This is a genomic window from Rhodopirellula islandica (assembly GCF_001027925.1).
Classification (GTDB): domain Bacteria; phylum Planctomycetota; class Planctomycetia; order Pirellulales; family Pirellulaceae; genus Rhodopirellula; species Rhodopirellula islandica.
In genome coordinates this window covers 263883-285364 of record NZ_LECT01000015.1, presented here as the reverse complement: position 1 = coordinate 285364, position 21482 = coordinate 263883, and the positions used below count along the sequence as shown (strand labels likewise).

The 21482-nt window shown below is 56.4% G+C and carries 13 protein-coding genes; 8 read left to right on the top strand and 5 right to left on the bottom strand.

What is annotated here, in order from left to right:
• Window positions 1-60 precede the first annotated feature (60 nt).
• Together RISK_RS06865 and RISK_RS06860 are read left to right on the top strand one after the other, a co-directional pair.
• Window positions 61-1080, top strand: coding sequence for an ABC transporter ATP-binding protein (locus RISK_RS06865; RefSeq protein ID WP_047813505.1), 1020 nt, complete (start codon window positions 61-63; stop codon window positions 1078-1080).
• Entirely contained in the window at window positions 1077-2954 is a 1878-nt protein-coding gene (locus tag RISK_RS06860; RefSeq protein WP_047813504.1) for an ATP-binding cassette domain-containing protein, read from the top strand. The genes RISK_RS06865 and RISK_RS06860 overlap by 4 nt, the downstream gene beginning before the upstream one ends.
• Before the next feature lie 461 nt (window positions 2955-3415).
• Here RISK_RS06860 and RISK_RS06855 read toward each other — a convergent pair whose 3' ends face one another.
• Window positions 3416-4336 (bottom strand): sugar phosphate isomerase/epimerase family protein, encoded by a 921-nt coding sequence (locus RISK_RS06855; RefSeq protein ID WP_047813590.1) that lies wholly within the window; start codon window positions 4334-4336, stop codon window positions 3416-3418.
• Window positions 4337-4546: 210 nt separating this feature from the next.
• Here RISK_RS06855 and RISK_RS06850 point away from each other — a divergent pair, with 210 nt between their 5' ends.
• Window positions 4547-5695, top strand: a complete 1149-nt coding sequence (locus RISK_RS06850) for an NAD(P)-binding domain-containing protein (RefSeq protein ID WP_047813503.1) — start codon at window positions 4547-4549, stop codon at window positions 5693-5695.
• An 81-nt stretch (window positions 5696-5776) separates the two neighbouring features.
• Here the strand turns inward: RISK_RS06850 and RISK_RS06845 are convergent, their stop codons facing one another.
• Together RISK_RS06845 and RISK_RS06840 are read right to left on the bottom strand one after the other, a co-directional pair.
• A complete protein-coding gene (locus tag RISK_RS06845) occupies window positions 5777-7390 on the bottom strand; it encodes an amidophosphoribosyltransferase (protein WP_047813502.1) in 1614 nt (537 codons plus the stop codon).
• A gap of 135 nt (window positions 7391-7525) precedes the next feature.
• A complete protein-coding gene (locus tag RISK_RS06840) occupies window positions 7526-9028 on the bottom strand; it encodes a sodium/glutamate symporter (RefSeq protein ID WP_047813589.1) in 1503 nt (500 codons plus the stop codon).
• A gap of 260 nt (window positions 9029-9288) precedes the next feature.
• Between RISK_RS06840 and RISK_RS06835 the strand changes: the two genes are divergently transcribed.
• Together RISK_RS06835 and RISK_RS06830 are read left to right on the top strand one after the other, a co-directional pair.
• Window positions 9289-10092, top strand: a complete 804-nt coding sequence (locus RISK_RS06835; RefSeq protein WP_047813588.1) for an MBL fold metallo-hydrolase — start codon at window positions 9289-9291, stop codon at window positions 10090-10092.
• A gap of 51 nt (window positions 10093-10143) precedes the next feature.
• On the top strand, window positions 10144-11691 hold the full coding sequence (locus RISK_RS06830; RefSeq protein ID WP_236696093.1) for a GMC family oxidoreductase: 1548 nt from the start codon (window positions 10144-10146) through the stop codon (window positions 11689-11691).
• Window positions 11692-11731: 40 nt separating this feature from the next.
• Here the strand turns inward: RISK_RS06830 and RISK_RS06825 are convergent, their stop codons facing one another.
• The gene (locus RISK_RS06825; RefSeq protein ID WP_047813501.1) at window positions 11732-12298 is read right to left on the bottom strand and encodes a MaoC family dehydratase; all 567 of its coding nucleotides are present in this window, start codon (window positions 12296-12298) and stop codon (window positions 11732-11734) included.
• Window positions 12299-12805: 507 nt separating this feature from the next.
• On the opposite strand from RISK_RS06825, the gene RISK_RS06815 reads away from it, so the two are divergent.
• Window positions 12806-13582, top strand: coding sequence for a 3-keto-disaccharide hydrolase (locus tag RISK_RS06815; RefSeq protein WP_047813499.1), 777 nt, complete (start codon window positions 12806-12808; stop codon window positions 13580-13582).
• 208 nt (window positions 13583-13790) lie between these two features.
• Window positions 13791-19250: a bifunctional serine/threonine-protein kinase/formylglycine-generating enzyme family protein gene (locus RISK_RS06810; RefSeq protein ID WP_047813498.1), complete on the top strand. Its 5460-nt coding sequence runs from the start codon at window positions 13791-13793 to the stop codon at window positions 19248-19250.
• Window positions 19251-19329: 79 nt separating this feature from the next.
• Here the strand turns inward: RISK_RS06810 and RISK_RS06805 are convergent, their stop codons facing one another.
• Window positions 19330-20871: a C1 family peptidase gene (locus RISK_RS06805; RefSeq protein WP_236696092.1), complete on the bottom strand. Its 1542-nt coding sequence runs from the start codon at window positions 20869-20871 to the stop codon at window positions 19330-19332.
• A gap of 135 nt (window positions 20872-21006) precedes the next feature.
• On the opposite strand from RISK_RS06805, the gene RISK_RS06800 reads away from it, so the two are divergent.
• Window positions 21007-21474 carry a hypothetical protein gene (locus RISK_RS06800; protein ID WP_047813496.1) on the top strand — a complete coding sequence of 156 codons (468 nt, stop codon included), beginning with the start codon at window positions 21007-21009 and terminating at the stop codon, window positions 21472-21474.
• Window positions 21475-21482 lie beyond the last annotated feature (8 nt).

Sequence of the window (21482 nt, the reverse complement as noted above, 5' to 3'; positions counted from 1 at the left end):
TGTCCTTACAATGGACGCTTTTTACGACCGAAATCGCTCGTCTTCCTGCAAGTCCAACCCATGTCGATCATCGAAGTCCGCGATTTGACAAAGAACTACCGCGTTTATCAAAAACGCGAGGGGATCGGCGGCAGCATCCGCGGCTTGTTTCACCGTGAATTTCGCGAGGTCAACGCTGTCCGTGGAATCGATTTGCAAGTCGAGCAAGGGGAGTTTGTTGCCTTCCTCGGCCCCAATGGGGCCGGCAAAACGACGACGCTGAAATTATTGAGTGGGGTCATTCAACCGACTTCCGGCACGGCCAGTGTGATGGGGTATGTCCCCTGGGAACGCAAGGATGGGTACCGTCGCCGGTTCGCTCTGGTGATGGGGCAAAAGAATCAGCTTTGGTGGGATCTGCCCGCCCGCGAATCGTATCTCTTGCATCAACACATTTATGGGATCCCCGAAGGCGAATTCAAAGCGCGCTTGGACGAGATCAGCGATTTGCTCGACGTGACCCGTCTGCTCGATCAACCCGTTCGTGAACTCTCGCTGGGGGAACGGATGAAGATGGAATTGATTGCGGCGTTGCTACACAGCCCCGAGGTGTTGTTTCTGGACGAGCCGACGATAGGTCTGGACGTGATCGCTCAGCACAACATTCAGCAGTTCCTTCGTTACTACCAAGAAAAACGCAAGATCACGATCCTTCTGACCAGCCACTACATGAAGGACGTCGCCGCACTTTGCCGGCGTGTGGTCGTGATCGCTCAGGGCACCATTCAGTACGACGGTTCGCTGTCGGGCATTGTCGACAAATTCAGTGGCTACAAATTGGTCACGTTGCAGTTTGCCGCATCGGAGAACCTGACGCGGCCCGAGCGACTCGGCGATGTCGTGGATGAAAATTGGCCGAAGTTGACGTACCGTGTGCCACGCGCCGACGTGCCCCGATTGTTGGCTGAAACCTTGCGTGACCACGTGATCGAGGATGTGGTCGTGGAAGACCCACCTCTCGAAGACGTGATCGCTGACCTGTTCCGTGAGTCCATGACCGAATCCACCAACGACGTATCCGAAAGCACCGCGACAGTATGATTTCACTGGATGATTTGACCATCGGTTTTCGCGGGCCAGCTTTGCTGGACGGGGTCTCGGCACGCATCGAACGCGGGCAACGCATCGGGTTGCTCGGTCGCAATGGAGCGGGCAAAACAACGTTGCTCAAAATGTTGTCAGGCGATGTCACACCGGACAACGGCCAAGTGATCTTGGACCCGAATGTGCGTTTGGCACGGCTGACTCAGGATGTGCCCCAGAACGTGAGCGGCACGGTCCGCGACATCATCACGCTTCCCGCCGCGGAGTTCTCCAAGATGGGGACCACCGCCGGCTTGGGGACTGCCCTTGGGCCCACCGATCATGGGACCTGGGAAGAGTGGGAGATCGAGCAAAAGATCGAGGAGACGCTCACCCGAATGAACCTCGACCCGGAGACGGAGTTCGAGAGTCTTTCCAGTGGGATGCGACGTCGTGTGTTGTTGGCCCGGGCCATCGCCAGCGAACCGGACATGTTGCTCCTCGACGAGCCAACGAACCACCTGGACATTCAGTCGATCTTGTGGCTGGAGGATTTCCTGAGTCGTTGGTCGGGCACGTTGATGTTCATCACTCACGATCGTTCGTTTCTGCAGTCGCTCGCGAATCGGATTTGGGAAATCGACCGCGGTCGACTCTTCGATTGGACCTGCGACTACCAAACGTTTCTCAAACGCAAGGCCGCGGCATTGGATGCCGAGGAAAAGCAGAACGCGTTGTTTGACAAGCGGCTGGCGGAGGAAGAGGTCTGGATTCGACAGGGCATCAAGGCGCGGCGGACACGGAATGAAGGCCGTGTGCGAGCCCTCAAGACGATGCGCAACGAAGCCAACCAACGACGCAGTCTCGAGGGCAAGGCCAAGCTGAATCTGCAAGTCGCTGAACGTGGTGGGGCCTTGATCACAAAACTCGACAACGTTTCGTTCGCCTACCCGGGAACCGACCGCGTCATCATTCGCGACTTCACGTCGCTGATCATGCGTGGTGACAAGATCGGAATCATTGGTCCCAACGGAGCCGGGAAGTCCACGTTGCTGAAGTTGATTTTGGGCAAACTGCAACCAACCTCCGGGACGGTTCGACTGGGAACCAATCTCAAGATCGCTTACTTCGATCAATTGCGTGACACATTGGATCCAGAACTCACGGTCCAAGAAAACGTTGGCGAAGGAAGCGACAAGATCCAGGTCGGCAATGCCACCAAGCACATCATGGGGTACTTGCAGGACTACTTGTTCACTCCCGAACGAGCCCGAACGCAGGTCAAGTTTCTCTCCGGCGGTGAACGCAACCGTGCCTTGTTGGCCAAGCTGATGACCCAGCCTGCCAACGTCATCGTGCTGGACGAACCGACGAATGACTTGGATGCCGAGACGTTGGAACTGCTCGAAGAGCAACTGGTTGGCTTTGATGGCACGTTGTTGATGGTCAGTCACGACCGAACGTTCTTGAACAATGTGGTGACCAGCACATTGGTGTTCGATGACGACTCGGATCCTGGGATCGTCAACGAATACGTGGGTGGCTACGACGAATGGGAGGCGGTCGCCAAGCGGAGACGCGCTGAACAGGGGACAACCAAAACGAGTGGCAAGAAGGCCACGTCGAAGCCCCCGGCCAGCAACAGTGTTGCTGCGGATCCCTCTGTGAAAGCAGTCAAGCTTTCCTACAACGAACAACGCGAGTTGAAGCTGTTGCCAGGGAAGATTGAAAAGCTCGAAATGGAAATCGCGGCCATCCACGAAGAGATGGCCGCGCCAGAATTCTACCAATCCGGCGGCGACAAAATCGCGATCAAAAGCGATGAACTGAAGGCCAAGGAAACGGAGCTCGCCGAGTCCTACAAACGCTGGGAAGCTCTCGAAGCTCACTGAGTTCCTGCGAATCCTCCGAGCGGGGCAGTATCAGAGTAGAACAGTTGTCCCCAACTGTTCCGCCGGCCACGCTCAACCGCCGGGCCACATCGCGACCGAGTCCAGTTCCAAGCGTTCGTTTCAGGCGGCTCCACAACGCGGCATTGCCCACGACGGCCCCCTCCGGGGCGATGTGACGTGATCGCGAAGTGAGACGGGGCGATTGCAATTTGCATTGTTTAATTTGCACGCGGAAATGAGGGCCGTCAGAGTAGAACAGTTGTCCCCAACTGTTCCGTCGGGCAGCGTTCAACCGCCGGGCCTCATCGCAACCGAGTCCAGTTCCAAGCGTTCGTTTCAGGCGGCTCCACAACGCGGCATTGCCCACGACGGCCCCATCCGGGGCGACCTTTTGTTTTTCGCGATCGGTCTCGGGGTTTCCGCCCCGAGCTACGAACGACGGCCCCATCCGGGGCGACGCGTTACATCCGTGGCAGGAACATCCGCAGGTAGTCATGGCTTTGTTTGAGGGCGCGGATGCGGTTCTCGATCGAGCCTTCGTAAGCCCGGTCTTCGACTTCCACGCAAACCGGTCCGCTGTATCCCGTGTCAGTCAGGATCGAAAAGAACTGGCCCCAGTCGACTTGCCCGAGTCCGGGCAATTTGGGGGTGTGCCATTCGTTTGGGTTGGCAAACACGCCGACCTGATCCAGCATCACTTGATCCACACGAACGTCTTTCGCGTGAATGTGCACCAATCGATCTGCAAACGCACGCATCGGTGTCAGGTAATCCATGTGCATGAACACCGGATGGGACGGGTCGTAGTTCAGTCCAAAGTGTTCGCTCGGAAACGTTTCGAACATCCGCCGCCAGATCGCGGGGCTGGTCGCCAGGTTCTTTCCGCCCGGCCATTCGTCGTCCGTGAAAAGCATGGGGCAGTTTTCGATGCCGATTCGAACATCGGCTTTCTCTGCGGCCTCGATGATCGGGCCCCACACGGTTTCGAAGCGAGGCCAGTTGTCGTCAACGGTTTTGTTCCAGTCGCGTCCCACAAACGTGGTGACTCGGCCGATGCCAAGCTTGGAAGACGCATTGATCAATTGAATCAGGTGTTCCGATGCCAGCTTGGATTCGGCCTCGTCCGGTGAAAGTGGATTGGGGTAGTAGCCGAGGGAGCTGATCGCGACGTCGTATCGTTGGCACAGCGATTGAATCTGGTCGATGCGTTCATCGGACAGGTCCGTGACATCGATGTGAGTCGTGCCGGCGTAGCGACGTTCGGCTTTCCCCGGCGGCCAGCACATGACTTCCACGCATTCATAGCCACACTGGCCAGCGACGGCAAAGACTTCTTCCAGGTTGTACTCTGGCAAGATGGCACTGACAAAACCTAGTTGCATCATGAAATTTGCTCTCGCAGGTGGCTGACGGTTGAAACAAGCGGGAATCCGAAAAATGATTCGAACCAACCCGAATTTTGCTAGACTATAGCGTGTTTGTAGGTCGCTGGATCAGTCGCAATTCAGTCGGTTGCCACCTCGCAAAGATGGCTGAGTTCGCGGATCCGATCCACTTGATCCCATTTCAATCGTTCCACCACAGACTGACTCGTGAAACCAACTGAATCCAGCCTCGCCGTGTCTCATGAGCCCAATCGCGTTTGCGACGTGGTGGTGGTCGGTGGCGGGCCCATTGGGATTGAAACAGCAATTGAACTGCGACGAAATGGCATCGACGCGATCGTGTTCGAAGCCGGTCCACTCGGGCATACCATTTCATGGTGGGCCCCCCAAACGCGATGGTTCAGCAGCAACGATCGAATCTCAATCGCGGGGGTGCCGTTGAACACGGTCGATCAATCCAAAGCGAGTCGCGAAGAGTACCTCAATTATTTGCGTTGCGTTGTGGACCAGTTTTGCGTTCCCGTGGAAACGTTTTCAAAGGTCGACAACATCAAAGCTTGTCCGGACCAGCCTCGTCGTTGGCAGGTGCAAGTCGGTTCGAAGTGCATCGAAGCGTCGGCGGTTGTCTTGGCAATTGGTGGAACGGATCATCCCAATCGACTGAACGTTCCCGGTGAAGACCTGCCGCATGTCGACGGTTACCTGCGTGAGGCTCACCATTACCACGGTCGTCGAGTTTTGATCGTGGGTGGTCGTAACAGCGCGGTCGAAGCCGCAATTCGCCTGCACCGAGTTGGTGCGAAGGTCACGTTGAGTTATCACCGAGACGAATTGCCATCGACCAGCATCAAGTACTGGCTGCGTCCTGAGATCGATGGGCTGATTCGCAGCAAAGCGGTCGAGGCGTTGTTCCAAAGTCGCGTGACTGCGATCACGCCGGAACGAGTTGACTTGGAGCAAACGCTACCGGATGGTCGCCATCACACCTTGCACATGCATTTCGATGACGTGTTGACGTTGATTGGCTACGACCAGGACAAAACGCTGTTCAAGCAACTCGGCATTCCGATGGAAGACCCGGGCCAAAAGCCTGTGTACGACGAAGCCACGATGGAAACCAAGCTGCCTGGGATTTACCTCGCGGGAACGGCCGTGGGTGGAACTCAAAGCAGCAAGTACCAAGTGTTCTTGGAGAACTGCCACGTGCACGCAACGAAAATCACCCAGCACCTGCTGGAAAACGGAATGGGACGGTCGTTGTCCGATGAAGACGGGCAATCCACCCCGGGAATCAAGCCTGGCGGAACTCCCGCAGAAGCACTCACGCGTCAGATCGAGATGAATCCCGAGAGCTGATCACTCTCGAGAAAACTCATGCACTTTCGGGACGCTTGGTGTTCCGGGGCAGTTCAGATACCGTTCGGCAATCGACCTCGCTCATTCACCCGCAACGGCCGCTGCGAGTTGCTCGTAGGTGCGTTGGTTGTTGATTCGACTCCCACGATTATCGCAAGCGATTTGGTACAGGTGCTGGCCGATCGGAGTCGGGTACTTGCCCGTCACGCAGGCCTGGCAGAGGTGATCTTCGGGCAAGTCGATCGCCCGGGCGATGGCCGAAACGGGCAGGTACCGCAGCGAGTCCGCGCCAAGATCATCTGCCATCCGTTGCTGGGACTCTTCGTCCAACTCGCCGGTTAGCGAAAAGTACTTGGGCGCGATCAATTGATCGATGGTGCTCATGTCGATGCCATAGAAACACGGTGCAACGATCGGTGGGCAGGCCACCCGAACGTGAATTTCCTTGGCACCGCCAACATCACGAATTCGGTCGAGCAAGGCATTCATGGTCGTGCTTCGAACAATCGAATCTTCCACCAGGATGACACGTTTGCCCTGCAGGACTTCCCGCAGTGGCGTGTACTTGGCGGCCGCTTTGGCCTTTCGAGCTCGTCCGCCTTCGATGAACGTGCGTCCCGCGTATCGGTTGCGGATCAAACCTTCGCGGCAGGGAATTGACAGCTCATACGCCATCGAATCCGCGGCGGCTTTGCTGGTGTCCGGAACCGGGACGATGATCGTGTCGGGGTCGTCCAATGGGACACGACCGAACTCTCGCTCAGCATCCGCCAGTTCACGACCCAGGTTCGTGCGGGAAAGGTAGACGCTGCGATCGTCCAGCGTGCTGGCGACGTTGGCGAAATAAATCCACTCGAAGAAGCAATGCTTGGGAGCTTCCGGTTCAGCGAACCGCTCCATCCGAAAACCTTCCTCGGGATCGATCAGAATCGCATGGCCAGGTGGCAACGAATGAATTTGGTCCGGTTCAAACCCAAGGTTCAACAACGCCACACTCTCGCTGGCACAGGCAAACAATGGGCCCTCGTGGATGTAGCACATGGGTTTGATACCCAGCGGGTCGCGAGCGACCAACATTTCGCCTTCCGCGGTCAGCAATGCCATCGAGTAGGCACCGTCGAAACCAGCCGTGACTTGCCTCAAAACATCGATCCAGTCGAGTCGTTCCTGCGACTGCGACAGCAGTCGAGCGATCTCGTGAAGAAAGATTTCTGTGTCGGTGTCGAGCGCCAAGTGGTGGTCACCATCGGCGAGCAAGCGTTGTTTCAGCAGCGTGTAATTAGCCAATTGGCCGTTGAAGCAGAAACTGAACCATTTGCGTTTGTGGATGTGACGACGCTCGAACGGTTGAGCGTAATTCCGGTCGTCGGCCCCGCAGGTGGCGTAGCGAACGTGCCCGATTGCGGCTCGCCCGGCCAATGACTTCATCAGCGATTCGGCCTTGGCACGGTGATTCAGACGGAAGACTTCCGTCACCGTTCCAACGTCTCGTCGCGTTTTCAAGAGCGCAGGACGATCGGGGTCAAAGGTCGTCATCCCAGCGGCAAGTTGCCCTCGATTTTGAATGTCGAGCAACATGCGGGGCAACAGACGCGAAATTTGTCGCGGCCCGTCGTCCGTGCACACGGGGCTGCGCCCGCGACCAGAGAGATGGTAAATCGCGGCAACGCCGCATTCGTGATTCAATTCAGCCATGAAATCTGCAATGAGGTGATCGCTGGGGCGAGGAAGCTACAGTCTACCGATGCCAGGCAATAACGCAATTCGCTGAACTACCTGGTTTGCCAAACCCACCGCCATTCGGGCGGGGAAAAGGACGGTTTCGAAGGGTCAATGGGATCGTCTCGATCGAACCCCCAGCACGATCAACACCATCAGCAAAGTCGCCAGCAACAGGGCTGGCCAAGCAATCGAAACTCGTGAAAGCACGACCAAAGGCATCGCAACGGTGATCATGCCACCCCCAATGAACGGTGCTGACAGGGGAGCCGCCAACGCGTAATCCTCTGCCGCCCCCGACTTCAGTTCCGGGTCGACGACCCGTAGCAATACAAACCCCGTCGCCGTGGTGCCAGTTGACATCCCAAAATTGATCAAACCCAGCGGGAACCATTTTTCAGGCGGCAAAATCCTGCGAGATAAAAACAGCAGACAAAATGTGGACCAGATCGATCCGGCCAACAGGAGAATGGCCAAAGGCACCCACAAAGACGCCACCGCCGCCAAATTTAGGGTCGCGACCGCGGCAACGACCAGCAAATCCATCGAGGTTCCCGAAAGTCGATGGATGGTTTGCTCGTCGATCAAGTGGACCTGGCCAATCGCTCGCAGCAGCATTCGCACGATTGCGCCACCGAAAAGCGTGTAAATGAACAACGGGAACGATCCAACGATGCTGGCCAGCGTCAATCGCGATTGCAGTTGGGATTCACCGGCGTCGGGGGATCCAGCATCATCGGACGTTTGGCTGGGCCCCACCGCAGCCACTTCAACGGATTCGGCGCTGGCGTTTGTTCCCATGGCTTCCGCGACCCAGCCCACGCCGCCTTGCATGGCGACGCCGATGCCCATCGCGAGCGCCAACCAGATCGCTTGCAACAACAACGGATCGAGCACGCTTCCGTCCATGCGTGCGCTGCCGAGGGAGGCCGCATTGAAATTTCGTTCCGGTTTCGCTGCTGATTTCGTTGGGGTCGGTTCAGGCTGATCGGACGCCGGATCCTCAGCGGACTCAGTGACCTGAATCCAGTTCCGCCGAAGCGCCAGCTGTATCCAGAGAATGCCGGAGACCAGGCCGTAAACCAATCCACCGGTTGCCATCATGACGCCCAGGTCAAAGCCTTCTTCCCAGCCGATCGAAGCGTGCTTGAAGACGTCTCCCATCGCCGCGGCGGTTCCGTGCCCGCCAGCAAACCCGGTTTCGATCAACATTCCGGCCGAGGAAGGCAATTCGAACTGCGGTCCGATCCACCACCACGTGACCCAGAGCCCAACCACGGTTTGGCCCAGCACGATGATCCAAACCATCAGACCCTGCTGCATGACGTCTCGGACCAAATGCTGGCTCGACGAAGAACGATCTTGTTTGCTTTTGCCCAACAACATGGCCGCGAAAACGACGGCGATCAAAGTCGACGGCCATGGACCGAGGGCGGACACAATCGGTTCCAGCGTGTCGCGTCCGTTCCAGCGAAACCACTGAACCACCGCCAGCCCCAGGAATCCTGCGATCAACGAAGCAGGGATCAACCCCTTTCGAAACCATGCGACTTGTTGACGCAACCCAACGCCAAGCAGCAACAGAGCACAAACAAAAACGATGGCGTGAAGCATGGTCCTCGATCCGGAAGTTTCGGGATCGGCGGTCACCGATGCCACGAGCATTTTTGGGCGCTGCTGGCCTTCCAGCGTGGATGTCGCTGAAGGAGTGCCCCCAGTGTCGCTGGTCACAGGAGCCACGCAAGGTGACGCGAACCGGCAGGGGCTGCGAGATGGGCAGTGACAAAGTTCCAAAAGGAGCCTACAACATTCGCTCCGGAGTCCGCCTCGGCGACTGCTTTTCTCCGTCAGCCTCCGTCTTTTCGCAACCCAATATGCTCGCAAGAAAACCACTGTTTCCCGGCGTGATCGAGTTGAACTTTCAAGCTGGTGAAGTGCTTGGGTGCAACGTCTATTTGATCCACGATTCGAATGAGTGGATCCTGATTGACATTGGGTATGAAGAGACCGTCGATGACTTCATCGAAATCATTCGCGGCTTGGACTTTCCACTTTCACGCTGCAAGACCCTGGTCGCCACCCACGCCGATGTGGACCACATTCAGGGGTTGGCCAAAGCCAAGCAGATTTTGAAGACCACGATTTCGGCTCATCCCAACGCGGTGGAACCACTGACGACGGGCGACACGCTGAAAACCTTGGCGGTCATCGAAGCACAGAATTTGAACATGGCGATGCCTCCCGTTGAGATCGAAAACCAGATCAATGACGGAGACATCATCACGGTCGGCAAAAAACAAATTGAAGTCTGGCACACGCCCGGGCACACCGACAGCCAACTCGCGTTCCGAATCGGCGACGTGCTGTTGTCGGGTGACAACCTCTATCGTGACGGCTGCATCGGTGCGATCGACGCCCACCACGGCAGCGACATTCGATCGTTCGTCCAATCGCTCACCCGCATCCGCGAAAGTGATGTGAAGTGGTTGGCCCCGAGTCACGGTCCGATCTTCGCCAAAGACAATGCGATGCTGGATCGAGTCATCGAACGAGTCCGTGGCTACCTGCACATGGCTGACTTTGGAACACTCGCAGAAGATTGGCCGTTGATGAATGAGTGGGACGAAGAAGTCGAGCAAGGCATTTTGCCCGATGGATGGCAAGCTCCTACGGAGTGATCGTTTCGTGTCCATCGACGTTCGATTCGGCGATCGTGAATCCAACTCAACGTGAACTCTTCCCAACGCACTGTGTCGATTGCCGATTCAATCCCAACGGAGGTTGATCGTCCCGACGAATTCTCAAATGGAATGGTGATTCTGGGAGGTGGTTTGTGCGGCCTGCTCTTGGCTCATGAATTGGCGTCCTTGCTCGGGACCCGATTCGGCGCGGCCGCACCTCGCATTTGGGTGATTGAATCTCCTGGTGGCGAAGTTCCCGCGCGAGACCAACAGCGGCCTGTTCGCTGGCTGAGGTTGTTGGGTGGCGAAGCGGACTACCAATTCCGAACGCAACCTGCCGAAGCGTTGGCGGGGAGATCCATTCCTTGGCCACGCGGGAGAGGCTTGGGTGGCAGCGGGCGAATCAATTCGATGATTTGGTTCCCGCCGACCGCTGCCGATCTCCGATCGTTGGCAACGTCGCTTGTGCCAAAGCCGCAGTCCAATGACAACCGGTTGAGCGGCGACTCGCCGACCGATGCCGAGCAGCAACTTCAGCGAGCGTTTGATCGAGCCCAGGAAATCATTCGTCCCGAGCAAACCCGGTGGCTCAGCCCCACGAGCGAAGCGTTTTTGAAGGCAGTGTCAGGTCGCGTGAGTGGAAACTTCGCTGCCTACGATCGACTCAATCGAAATGGGCGGCGATGGACGGCCGTGGACGCGATCGCGGATTTGTGTCAGAGCAACGCGGTGGCGGCCAATCGGATCCGCGTCGTTCGTGCGGAGGTTTCTTCTTTGGAAATCAAGGACCGCGTGGTAACCGGTATCCGATGGTCGGATGGTCAAACGAGTCGGATTGCGAACGATGCGGAAGTTGTATCGTCACTGGGGGCGATTGCCTCGCCCACCTTGCTACATCGCAGCGGACTGACCAACCCACAGATCGGTGAGAATTTGCATGACCATCTGATCATGCCGGTTGTCCATTCACATGATGGCCAAGCGTTTTCAGATTCAACCCCTGACATGACCGCTTTGGCTCAGTGGCAACATGCAGGCGGGGGTTCGATTGCCTGCAACGTCGCTGAGTGCGGTGGTCTGGACGAAACGCATTGCTGGCAGTTGCATGTGACTCCCACCGATTACCTCCGGTTCCCGAATGACACTCGGCGCCCCGCGATGACCATCGGGGTCAACCTGACGCGTCCTCTTTCGCGCGGCCGAATCGATTGGACGTCGGATGAAACGCTCATTGACGCCGGCTACTGGAACGACGATCGCGACCGACTTGGATTGCTCGAAGGAGTCCGGTGGGTACGGGAGTTGGTGAAGCAATCCGGATTCGATCGGCAGTTGCGATCCGAAATGATTCCGGGTGCCAAGCGACAAACCGATGTTGCGATCACCGCCGCAATGGCTCGCTATTCACAAACGCTGTATCACCCTGCCGGCACGTGTGCGTTGGGGAGCGTCGTGGATTCCAACTTTCGCGTTGCTGGCATCGCGAATTTGCGCGTCGTCGACGCGTCTTTGTTGCCCGAACCAACCACGGGCAACCCGACCGCGACACTGGCGATGTTGGCTTGCTACGCCGCGAAGCAGTTGGTCCGCGAATGAGCGTGTCTTCGTTCCAGGAGCGAGACCAAGTCCGCTTGCCTCAACGAGGCTGGCGGCGATAGCGTTTGTTGGAAGCCACCAATGTAACGAATTTGCCTTGTTGCAACGTCCGGCCATCGTCGCTGACCAGCTGGCGATGCCAAGTGATTTTCGCGGCGCGACGACCGTGGGCCTCGGTTGATTCCACCGACGTGACCACGCGAACTCGTTCATCAAAGAAGACCGGGTTGTCAAAACTCCAGTTGTCCACGGACACCAACGCCAAGGTGGCTGCTCGCGGGAACTCGGTCGACAGCCCCGCCAAGATGCTCAGCCCCAGCAAGCCGTGGGCGACCGGTCGACCAAACGGGGACTTGGGAAAGTCGCTGTCGACGCCACTTTCATCGCCGTGCAACGGGTCGAAGTCGCCCGTCAAATGGGAGAAGGTACGAACATCGTTTGCAGAGATGACCCGCCATGGACTCAACCATTGCTGGCCAACTTGCAGGTCCTCGCAGTACAGCGTGTCGGTAGGCTCTGGAACACCCTTGGTGATGACAACAGGTTCTGGACGAGTCGCGTTTTCGGACGCAATGATTGCGTCATGTGTCGGTATCGAATCGGACATTCACGTCACTCCTTGTAAAAACACCTCATCGTGAACCGCTCGGGTCGAAAAACCCGTGGTTGACTGTGCTATCGCAGCAGCCGATGAAGATCGTTCCGGCCTCGCAACCGTGCGAGTCGAACCCATGGTTCGCCTGCTCGGCACTTTGGCCGAAAGAAATCGCGGAAGCAATTCCGTGTTCAGGCATTCGCATAGAATATGCCAATCCCAGGCAAAGACAATCTGGCTGAGGCGATTACGTAAGCTGTGCAGGCTTCATTTGCCCCGCGAAATCCATTCGATGACACGTGTTTTCGGTGGGTTTGAAACGAATTGGCGACCGCGATCCCTGTTTCCATCCAGTCTGCGTTTCATGGAACCCTGTTTTGAGCTGCCGAAGGGGGCCGCCGCGGAAGTTTTCGGTTGTCAGATTGCCCCAATGGTTGGCGTCGGCGATTCGTTCAACCATACTCTGCGTGGATCAAATCTGATCGATGCTTGCAATTCCCTCCTAAGGATCCCACCTCGATGACAAAACTGTTCACTGCAACCACTTCGAAGACTTCTTGGTCAACGACGCTCGCCCTTGGTTTGGCCGTCGTCTTTTCAAACGTGCTTGTCGTTTCTGCTGATTCCCCCGTGAAGCTGCCTGCCGAGAGCGGCATGACCTCGATTTTCAATGGCAAGGACCTCGCAGGTTGGAGCGGTGATGAGCGATTGTGGTCCGTGCGTGATGGTGTCATTCATGGCGAAACCACCGAGGAAAACAAAGCCAATGGAAACACGTTCCTGATCTGGCAAGACGGAAGCACGAAGAACTTCGAAGTCCGGCTTTCGTTCCGTTGCAATGCGGACAACAACTCGGGCATTCAGTACCGGTCCAAGCACATCACCAACAAATCGGCTCGCAACGAGTGGGTCGTGCGTGGTTACCAGCACGAACTTCGCAACGAAATGAAGTTCCCCAACATCGCCGGTTTCATCTACGACGAAGGTGGCCGTCGTGGACGCATTTGCATGGTTGGTGAGAAAGCGGTCTGGAAGGACGGCAAGAAACAGGTCTTGGAAAACTTCATGGACGAAGCTGAGTTCCAAAAGTTGTTCAAGTTGGATGACTGGAACGAAGTCGTCATCATCGGGAATGGCAACCACATCCAGCACTTCTTGAATGGGAAATTGATTCTCGACTTCACGGATGAGCAACCTGAACTTGCGTTGTTGGATGGGAAGTTGGCTTTGCAACTCCACGCCGGCAAATCGATGTGGGCGGAATTCAAAGACATTCGATTCAAATCGTTGGATTGAAAACGAACTCACGACGGATGCCGCCAATTCCATGTGACAACGAATGAGATCGTCGCGAGTTTCGATTTGGAACTCGGCGATTCGGTGGCAGACAATTTCGTTTGAAGACACAACTTCGTCGATGGATATGGGGTAAGGTGGACACTTGTGGAAGTCGTTGGCGACGTCCTCCACAGGTTTGTTCCGTCCCTTTTAAGAGGATGAAGGTTTGGCTTCCGATTCGGACCTTCCGGGGGAAACTCCGTCGAGTAAAACTCAGCCGGGCTACATCAATCGCCTGTCCGAGACATCGCAAGTGGATGCGACCATCGCGTCTGGACGGGCGGTTCCAAGCATCGAAACCCCGGACTGGATTGGACGCTATCGCGTCATCCGTCGGATCGGGAGCGGAGGCTTTGGTTCGGTGTTTCAAGCCAAAGACGAGTCACTCAACCGTGACGTCGCGATCAAGATTCCACTTCGGTCGCTGCAAGATGTCAGCGATGAATTTCAGTGGACGTCGGAAGCCCGGATGGTCGCCAAACTGGACCATCCCAACATCGTTCCTGTTTATGACGTGGGCCACTCGGACCAGTTTCCCTTCTTCGTCGTCTCGCGATTCATTGAGGGCGTGGATCTTCGCGAACGTTTGCTGGCGTCCAAACCTTCCCTGGACGAAGGGCTGGGGTGGATTCGCTCGATCGCCGAAGCACTGCATCACGCGCACTCCAACGGCTTGGTTCACCGAGACGTCAAACCAAGCAATCTTCTGATCGACACCCAAGACCGAGCTTGGTTGACTGATTTTGGATTGGCGATGAGTGACGATGCTCCTCGTCCGAGCCGGGCGGGATTGCTGATCGGAACCTATTCCTACATGAGCCCCGAACAAGCTCGTGGTGAGGGCCACTTGGTCGACGGTCGAGCAGATATTTTTGCCTTGGGGATCGTGTTGTACGAGCTCTTGGTGGGACGGCGTCCCTTCAGCGGTGGCTCCAGCCAACAGTTGCTGCAAGACATTGTGCGGGCCGAACCGAAGCCGCTGCGGCAATTTGATCCGAATTTGCCGATGGAGCTGGAACGCATCTGTTTGAAGGCGTTGGCCCAGCGAGTTTCGGATCGCTACCCCACTGCCGCTGCCATGGCAGCGGACCTTGGTTCTTACCAAACCGAAGAGTCCACGGTCGATTACAGCGGGGATTTATCGGCAACCTTTGTTCCCGCTGCCAATGCGTTGTCTTCGCCGGGCGAGTTGGCAAACTTGCTTCGCCCCGACGCCGAGCCACGTGTGATTCCGAAAGGATTGCGGGCCTTTGACCAGCATGATCGCAGTTTCTTTTTGCAGTTGGTCCCGGGGGCACGAGACGCTCACGGGATTCCTGAAGTGCTGCGTCAGCTGAAGATCCGGATTGACGCTCGAGACATCGACGAGGCTTTTCGTGTGGCGCTGATTTACGGGCCTTCGGGTTCCGGGAAGTCATCGTTGATGCAGGCGGGCTTGGTGCCGTTGTTGGATGCGTCCGTGGAAGTCGTTTCGTTGGAAGCGAACGCGACGCACACGGAATCCTGCCTGTTGGCGGCACTGCAAAAACTGGACTCGAACATTGCTGCGGAGTCCACGCTGATCGGCGCGATGGCATCGATTCGAAAAAATGGTGTTGGTGGGGGGAAAAAGGTCCTGGTCATTGTGGACCAATTTGAGCAATGGCTGCACATTCACTCGAGGATGCAAGACGAAGTCTTGGTTGACGCGATTCGCCAGTGCGACGGCAAGAACCTGCAATGCTTGTTGTTGATTCGGGACGACTTCTGGATGCCTGCGACTCAGTTCTTTCACGAGCTGGATTTGCGATTGGTTCAAGACGTGAACTGCATCGCGGTGGACCGCTTTGATCGCAGGCACGCTCACTATGTTCTGACGCAGTTCGGTCGGGCCTATGGATGCTTGCCGGAAGACCTGGGGCAGATCACGGCTGAACAGACCAAGTTCATCTCGCGGATCATCGAGGCTGTTCAAGAAAACGGCAGAGTGATCTCGATTCATTTGGCTGTGTTGGCGCAAATGTTGAAGAGTCGCACGTGGGATCTGAAGACGCTGGCCGAGTTTGGTGGCGCCGAAGGGGTCGACATCGTTTACCTCCAGTCAACCTTTGAAGACTCCAATGCTTCGCCGCACCACCGAAGGCTGCGCGACCCTGCCAAAGCCGTGTTGGCCGAGTTGCTGCCCGAGCGAGGGACCAAAATCAAAGGGCAGATGAAAGACCTGGATCGTCTGCAAGAAGTGGCCGGTCTGGATGACGCGACCTTCGGGGAACTGATTGAGGCGCTCGATGGAGAACTTCGCTTGATCACGCCCACCGCAGCATTAATTGGTGTGGAATCCGATGTGTCCCAACGCAGCTATCAGTTGACGCACGACTTTTTGGTGGAGCCCATTCGGGATTGGTTGACTCAAAGTGATCGCCAGACTGCTCGTGGGCGAGCCCGACTGCGTTTGAATGAGTTGACGGAGTATTGGAAACCGAAACGCGAAAATCGGTTTTTGCCAAGTGGTTTGGAATACCTCCGTTTTCTCGCTTTGACCGCATCGGCACAACGCACGGAAGATCAGGCCAAGCTGATGGCCGCCTCAACTCGTTTTCACGGAACACGTTGGGCCATCGCTGCAGTTCTGCTGGTTCTCGCGGGCCTCGCTGTCGCCACCGTCAACCAGAACATTGCCAATCATCTGGCCAAGCAAGAAACGGAGTCGATGGTTTCTCGGTTGCTCGCCGCCGATGTGGCAATGGTGCCTCAGGTGATCGAAACCATGCAGTCAATTCGAGAGGAGGCGGAACCTCGATTGCAATTTGTGGTGGCGGATTCAACCAAGTCGCCTCGAGAGGTCCTGGCGGCCAGGTTGGCTTTGGTGGATCAGGATCCCAGTCAGATTGAACCTCTGGTTGATGCCATTCCGCAATCGAGTCATGACACCCTGGGCGTGATCGCGGAACGTCTCGCCCTGCAATCGGAACTTGCAACGCAAATGCTTTGGTCCCGGTTTAGATCCGACACTCTGGATGAAGACCGGCGACTTCGGTTTGGTTGGGTGCTCGCACAACTTGATCCAGCGAATCCTGATTGGAAACATCATGCTTCCCATCTAGTGCAAGCCATCGTGAACCAGAATCCAACACGAGTCGGTGAGTTGACACCGGGCTTCACACGGATCGCCGAACACATCCTTGAACCCGCTGTTGAGTACTTCGCACCCACATCAGAAGCGAATCAATTTGATTTAGGCAGCGACGTGCGATTGAACGCTGCGTTTCTGATCTCGCATTGTCTGACGCCTGCCGACCCTCTCCTGAAGGACTTGTTGATCGCGGCGGAGAAGGACCAGTTTGAGTTGCTGCTATCGGTTGCGAAAACGGATCCCCGGTCGATCTCGCAATTCCTCAACGAAGAATTGGGTGAGCGAGCGCTGCCCACTTGGACGGACACCGAAGACCTCGAGCGGTTTCCGGAAATCAGCGTTGAGTTGAAAAACGAAATCAGAGGAATGCAAGGTTTGGTCGGAGAGGCGTTCGCAATGGTTCAGTGTTGTCCCTTGGACGACTTTGAATCGCTTGCACGATCGATGCAGCCGTTTGGGTTCCGTCCCGAGTGTGTTCGCGTCTATGCGAAAGGCTTGGATTCGTGTGTCGCGGCTGTTTTCGAAAGGGACGGGCTGGATTGGCGGTTCACAGGTGACGTTGATCGCGAATCCGTGGACGAGATTCAACAAGCGATGCGCGACGATGGGTTTTATCCCTGTGACGTGACGGCGGTTCCGGACGATGTTGTTGATGCGGAATCGGATCCGATGCAAATGTTGCAGAAATACGGCGTGCTCTGGACGGAACGACCTCATGGTGTCATTGATTCCAGGATTTACCTGGGACTATCCGATTCGGAGCATCAATCGAAAGGCTGGGAGCCGCTTCTTCACGGCGGGTTCGTTCCCAAATCGAATTTAAAACGCCGCCATCCCAGTGGGAGCGATCGCTACAGTTCGGTGCGTCATCGGTTGGTTTCACCTCCGATGACGGAGGACGCTTGGAACGAGAGCCCCTACAGCTTTCAGACGCGGGTGACGTTGGGGAAATATCAAACGGACATCCGTATGAACCCTCCAGGCGAGTTCGACGAAGACACGGTGAGCTATTCCGCGATTTGGTGGAACGGTGGCGCGTACGAATCAAAAACATTGGAACGGCTTCCCGCCGAGGACCATTGGCGAGCGTCAAAGGGATTGGCCGCGGAAGGCTATCGCTTGGCCAGTCTGTCTCTGGTGGAAGACGACGAAAGCGTTGCGGCATCGGTTTGGATCCGTCCCGTTGTGACGGATGAACAAAAGGACCATGTTGCGAGTCGGCAAGCGAATGCCATCATCGCATTGACCCGTCTGGGATCTGCGGAGCACCTCTGGGAATCCTTGAAAGACGCCCCTGACCCTCGTTTGCGATCGTTTCTGATGGATCGGCTGGCGTCGCTCAGTGTCCCCTCCTCCATTTTGCTGGAGCAGTTGCGGGTGGAGGACAATGAATCTCGTCGGTTCGCATTGCTCGCTTCGCTGGCGCGATATCGTCCTGAGCAGTTGCCCGCGGATGATCTTCGGGAGCTAGAAACACTGGTGAGCGATTGGGGGACGAACCATCCTCAGGCTTCCATTCATTCGATCTGTCGGTATTTGGCGAATCGTTGGAAGTGGGAAGAGGTCGTGGAGAAGATTGATCAATCCGATCGCCCTTCATCGTCGGCTGACCATGTGTCGGAAGCGGTTTCCGTTTCAGGCTCGGAAGAATTGGCTCCCGTTTGGGACCGAAACGGGCAAGGGCAAACGATGGTGACCATTCAGGGACCAGTGGATTTTGTGATGGGATCTCCCGGCCATGAGTCTTTTCGCGATCACTCGTTGGAGATTCCCATTCGCACCCAGATCCCTCGGACATTCGCGATTTGTGACGCGGAGGTGACCTTGGAGCAATTCCAGCGTTTTGATCCCGATGCGACTTACGCGACCCAGTACGCACTTCAACCCGACTGTCCGATGACTTCCGTTGGATGGTTCGATGCGATCAAGTACTGCCGTTGGCTGAGTGAACAGGAAGGCATTCCTAAATCGCAAATGTGTTACCCGTCAATCCAAGAAATTGAACAGTCCTACCAGTTGCCCGAAGGGATCAAGCGTCCCAAGGACTTTCTGGAACGCACGGGTTACCGACTGCCAACGGAAGCAGAATGGGAATATGCCTGCCGCGGACGAACCCACACGCCTCGTTCCTATGGGAATTCGCCCGAGTTGCTGCCTCAATACGCCTGGACAACGGAAGGGGCTGCCCAGGGCTCGAGAATCCTGTTTCGACCGGTCAGGCAGTTGGTGCCCAACCCGTTCGGTTTGTTTGACACTCTCGGGAACGTGATGGAGTGGTGCGAAACTCATGAAGTCTCACGCCGCGAAAACAAAACGATGCTTGTCGACACGACCAATGGCTTGATCGACAACCAGTCGACTTTTCGAGCCGCACGAGGCAGCGCGGTGTTCTACATTCCGACCACCATGCGTTCGGCCAAACGAGAACAAGAAAAGCTTTACACGCACCACCCTTATCTTGGATTTCGCGTCGCACGCACGTTGCAGGTGGTGGAAGAACCCAATGCGGAATGAGCGGCTGTGATTCAGCCGTGAGGGGGAGTTTTGGGCCGTGATAAAATGCTTTGGCCCTGACAACGAGCCCAGCCAATGATCAAGGGGCAAGCCGTGTCCGTTCTTCCCATTGGCCGTTCGTATTTCGTTGGTAAACCGTTCCCTTGTTCGTGATCACTCGGAGCTTTTGGTTGACTGTCCGCAGGTCGATCGGCTTGCTGGCATTGGGGGAGAGGGAAACGAGGGACCAAGTCGCCGAAGCTGCTTGGAACTGGTAGAGGTTTTGGTCTTCGGTGAGGGCGTGAAGTGGTTGAGAGTCCGCTGCTGCCATCATGCAAACCTTTTTTCCCGCCAGCGGGGCGCGACTGAGATGCGACCAGCTGGCGCCTACGCCGGTGTCCTCCAGTTGGTAAACGGTTTGATCGCGCGCCAGCAGAAACAGGTTTTTGTTGTTGCAAACCAGGTCATCCACTTTCCACGAGGATGGCGAGATGACTTGTCCGTTCTCGTAGACTTTTCGGTCATTCTTCAACAGGAAGTGCCTCCGGATAGGAGGCGGCGGTGGGGCGAATGGATTCACCGGGGCCGCTGAATCGACTTTGACCATCCATGCTTCGTAGGGGGCGTGTTCTTTGATTCGCAACACATGAGCTTCGGCACACCACTGGCTGACGTCGATCGAATCAAAGTTGTCGTACGACGCCCAGCAGAATCCTTGGTCCTTCCATTGCGTTCCCCATGAATTCATCAATCGAAGGGATCGTTTTTGGTCGTCGTAGCCAACCGCGGTGACGGCATGATGGTTCACCTCGGAGGATGAATCGCTGCTCCAGAGGTAGGGGGAGCCGTCGTTTTCGTCGGAGCGGAACTCCGTTTCCATGCGAACAACCAGGATGACGGGGTACCCTTCGTGCAAGTACAGCTTGATCTCATCCAGGTTGCGAGCACGTGTGTTTTCGAGCAGTCGGAAGGTGTTCGCCTCGACCGCTGCTTGTGGTGTGGCTTGTCGGTTCGTTTGATCCAGGTTTGCTCGTGATGCACACCCATTGAGTTTCAAAAAATCGATCGCTCGTTGAACGGTCAACCCTTCTCCATTGCTGGAAATCTGATCGTAGACATATTCGGGACTGAAGTGGTCGCCAGCGAAGGTCGGTTTGCGTCGACGTTCTTGGCTGATTTGGCATGAGTAGGTCGAGTAGGCAACCGCCCAAGCGACGCAATCGTTTTGGGCTTGTTTTCCGGGGGTCGGCAAATGGTCTCGCAGGTCGACTTGCTGTGGCAGGACGACCGAGTCTGTCAGGCCCCAATTCTGATCAATTCCCGGGGCCATGCTGTACGCGGCACTCATCGGCGGGGCGAGATGAGTCTCAGGCTCGGCAGTTCGATCGCTTGCCGGAACGGGAACCCCATTCAGAGTGGCGGTGCCCGGAATCGCCGCACTTGGAACCGACGCAGCGGTGGATGGCGAAAGGTTCGTTCGTGTCGGAATCTGTTCGTAGATTTGTTTCGGCATCAAAATGACGCCGGGGTTGTCGGCGGACTGAGCAGCCACCTTGCTCTGGCAAATGGCAGTCAAAGCGACGCCGACAAGAGCTGTCAAGAAACACAAACGCATGCTGTCCGGCCAAAAAGGAAGATTCAAGGAAGGAATTGGAAATGGTTGGTTCCGAGTCGCTCGCTCCAGTTGGCAAACTTGCGTGGGGCGTGAAAAAGGAATAGCCTTCTTCTCCGTGGGGTGAACAAACCAGCCGCTAGCATTCTATCCGAGGCAAGCATCGTGAGTAAAAGTCCAGAGCAAGTTCGTGCCATGGCATTGTCGGGCACCGTCTCGATACCACCGCGTTTCCCCGAATTGGCGACCATCACTTTCGAAAAGGGGGATGCCGTCGCTGATCCCGCCTATGTGGTGGCGAGTCAGCAGTTGTCGCCGAAGCTCGCGGTCAAACGCAGTTTCTACGCGATGGACGTGAAATGTTTGTTCGTTCCCAACTCCACCGCCGACGTTGATCTGGAAGATGGCGAGTGGTTTGAGGGCGAGAAACTGGCTCAGAAAGCGTATGCGATGATGAACAAGGAAAAGTTGATTGGCATTCTTTACGTTCGAGAGCAGGCCCAGTCGTTGCTCGAAATGGAAGCCGGCATGACGGCTGCGGAGAGTGCGGAGTTCTACCCGCCGCTGCCGGAGGATCGTTCGGTCAACCATTACAACATGGAGCCATCAGGGGTTTCCGCCGGTTGCCACTGAGGTCGTTC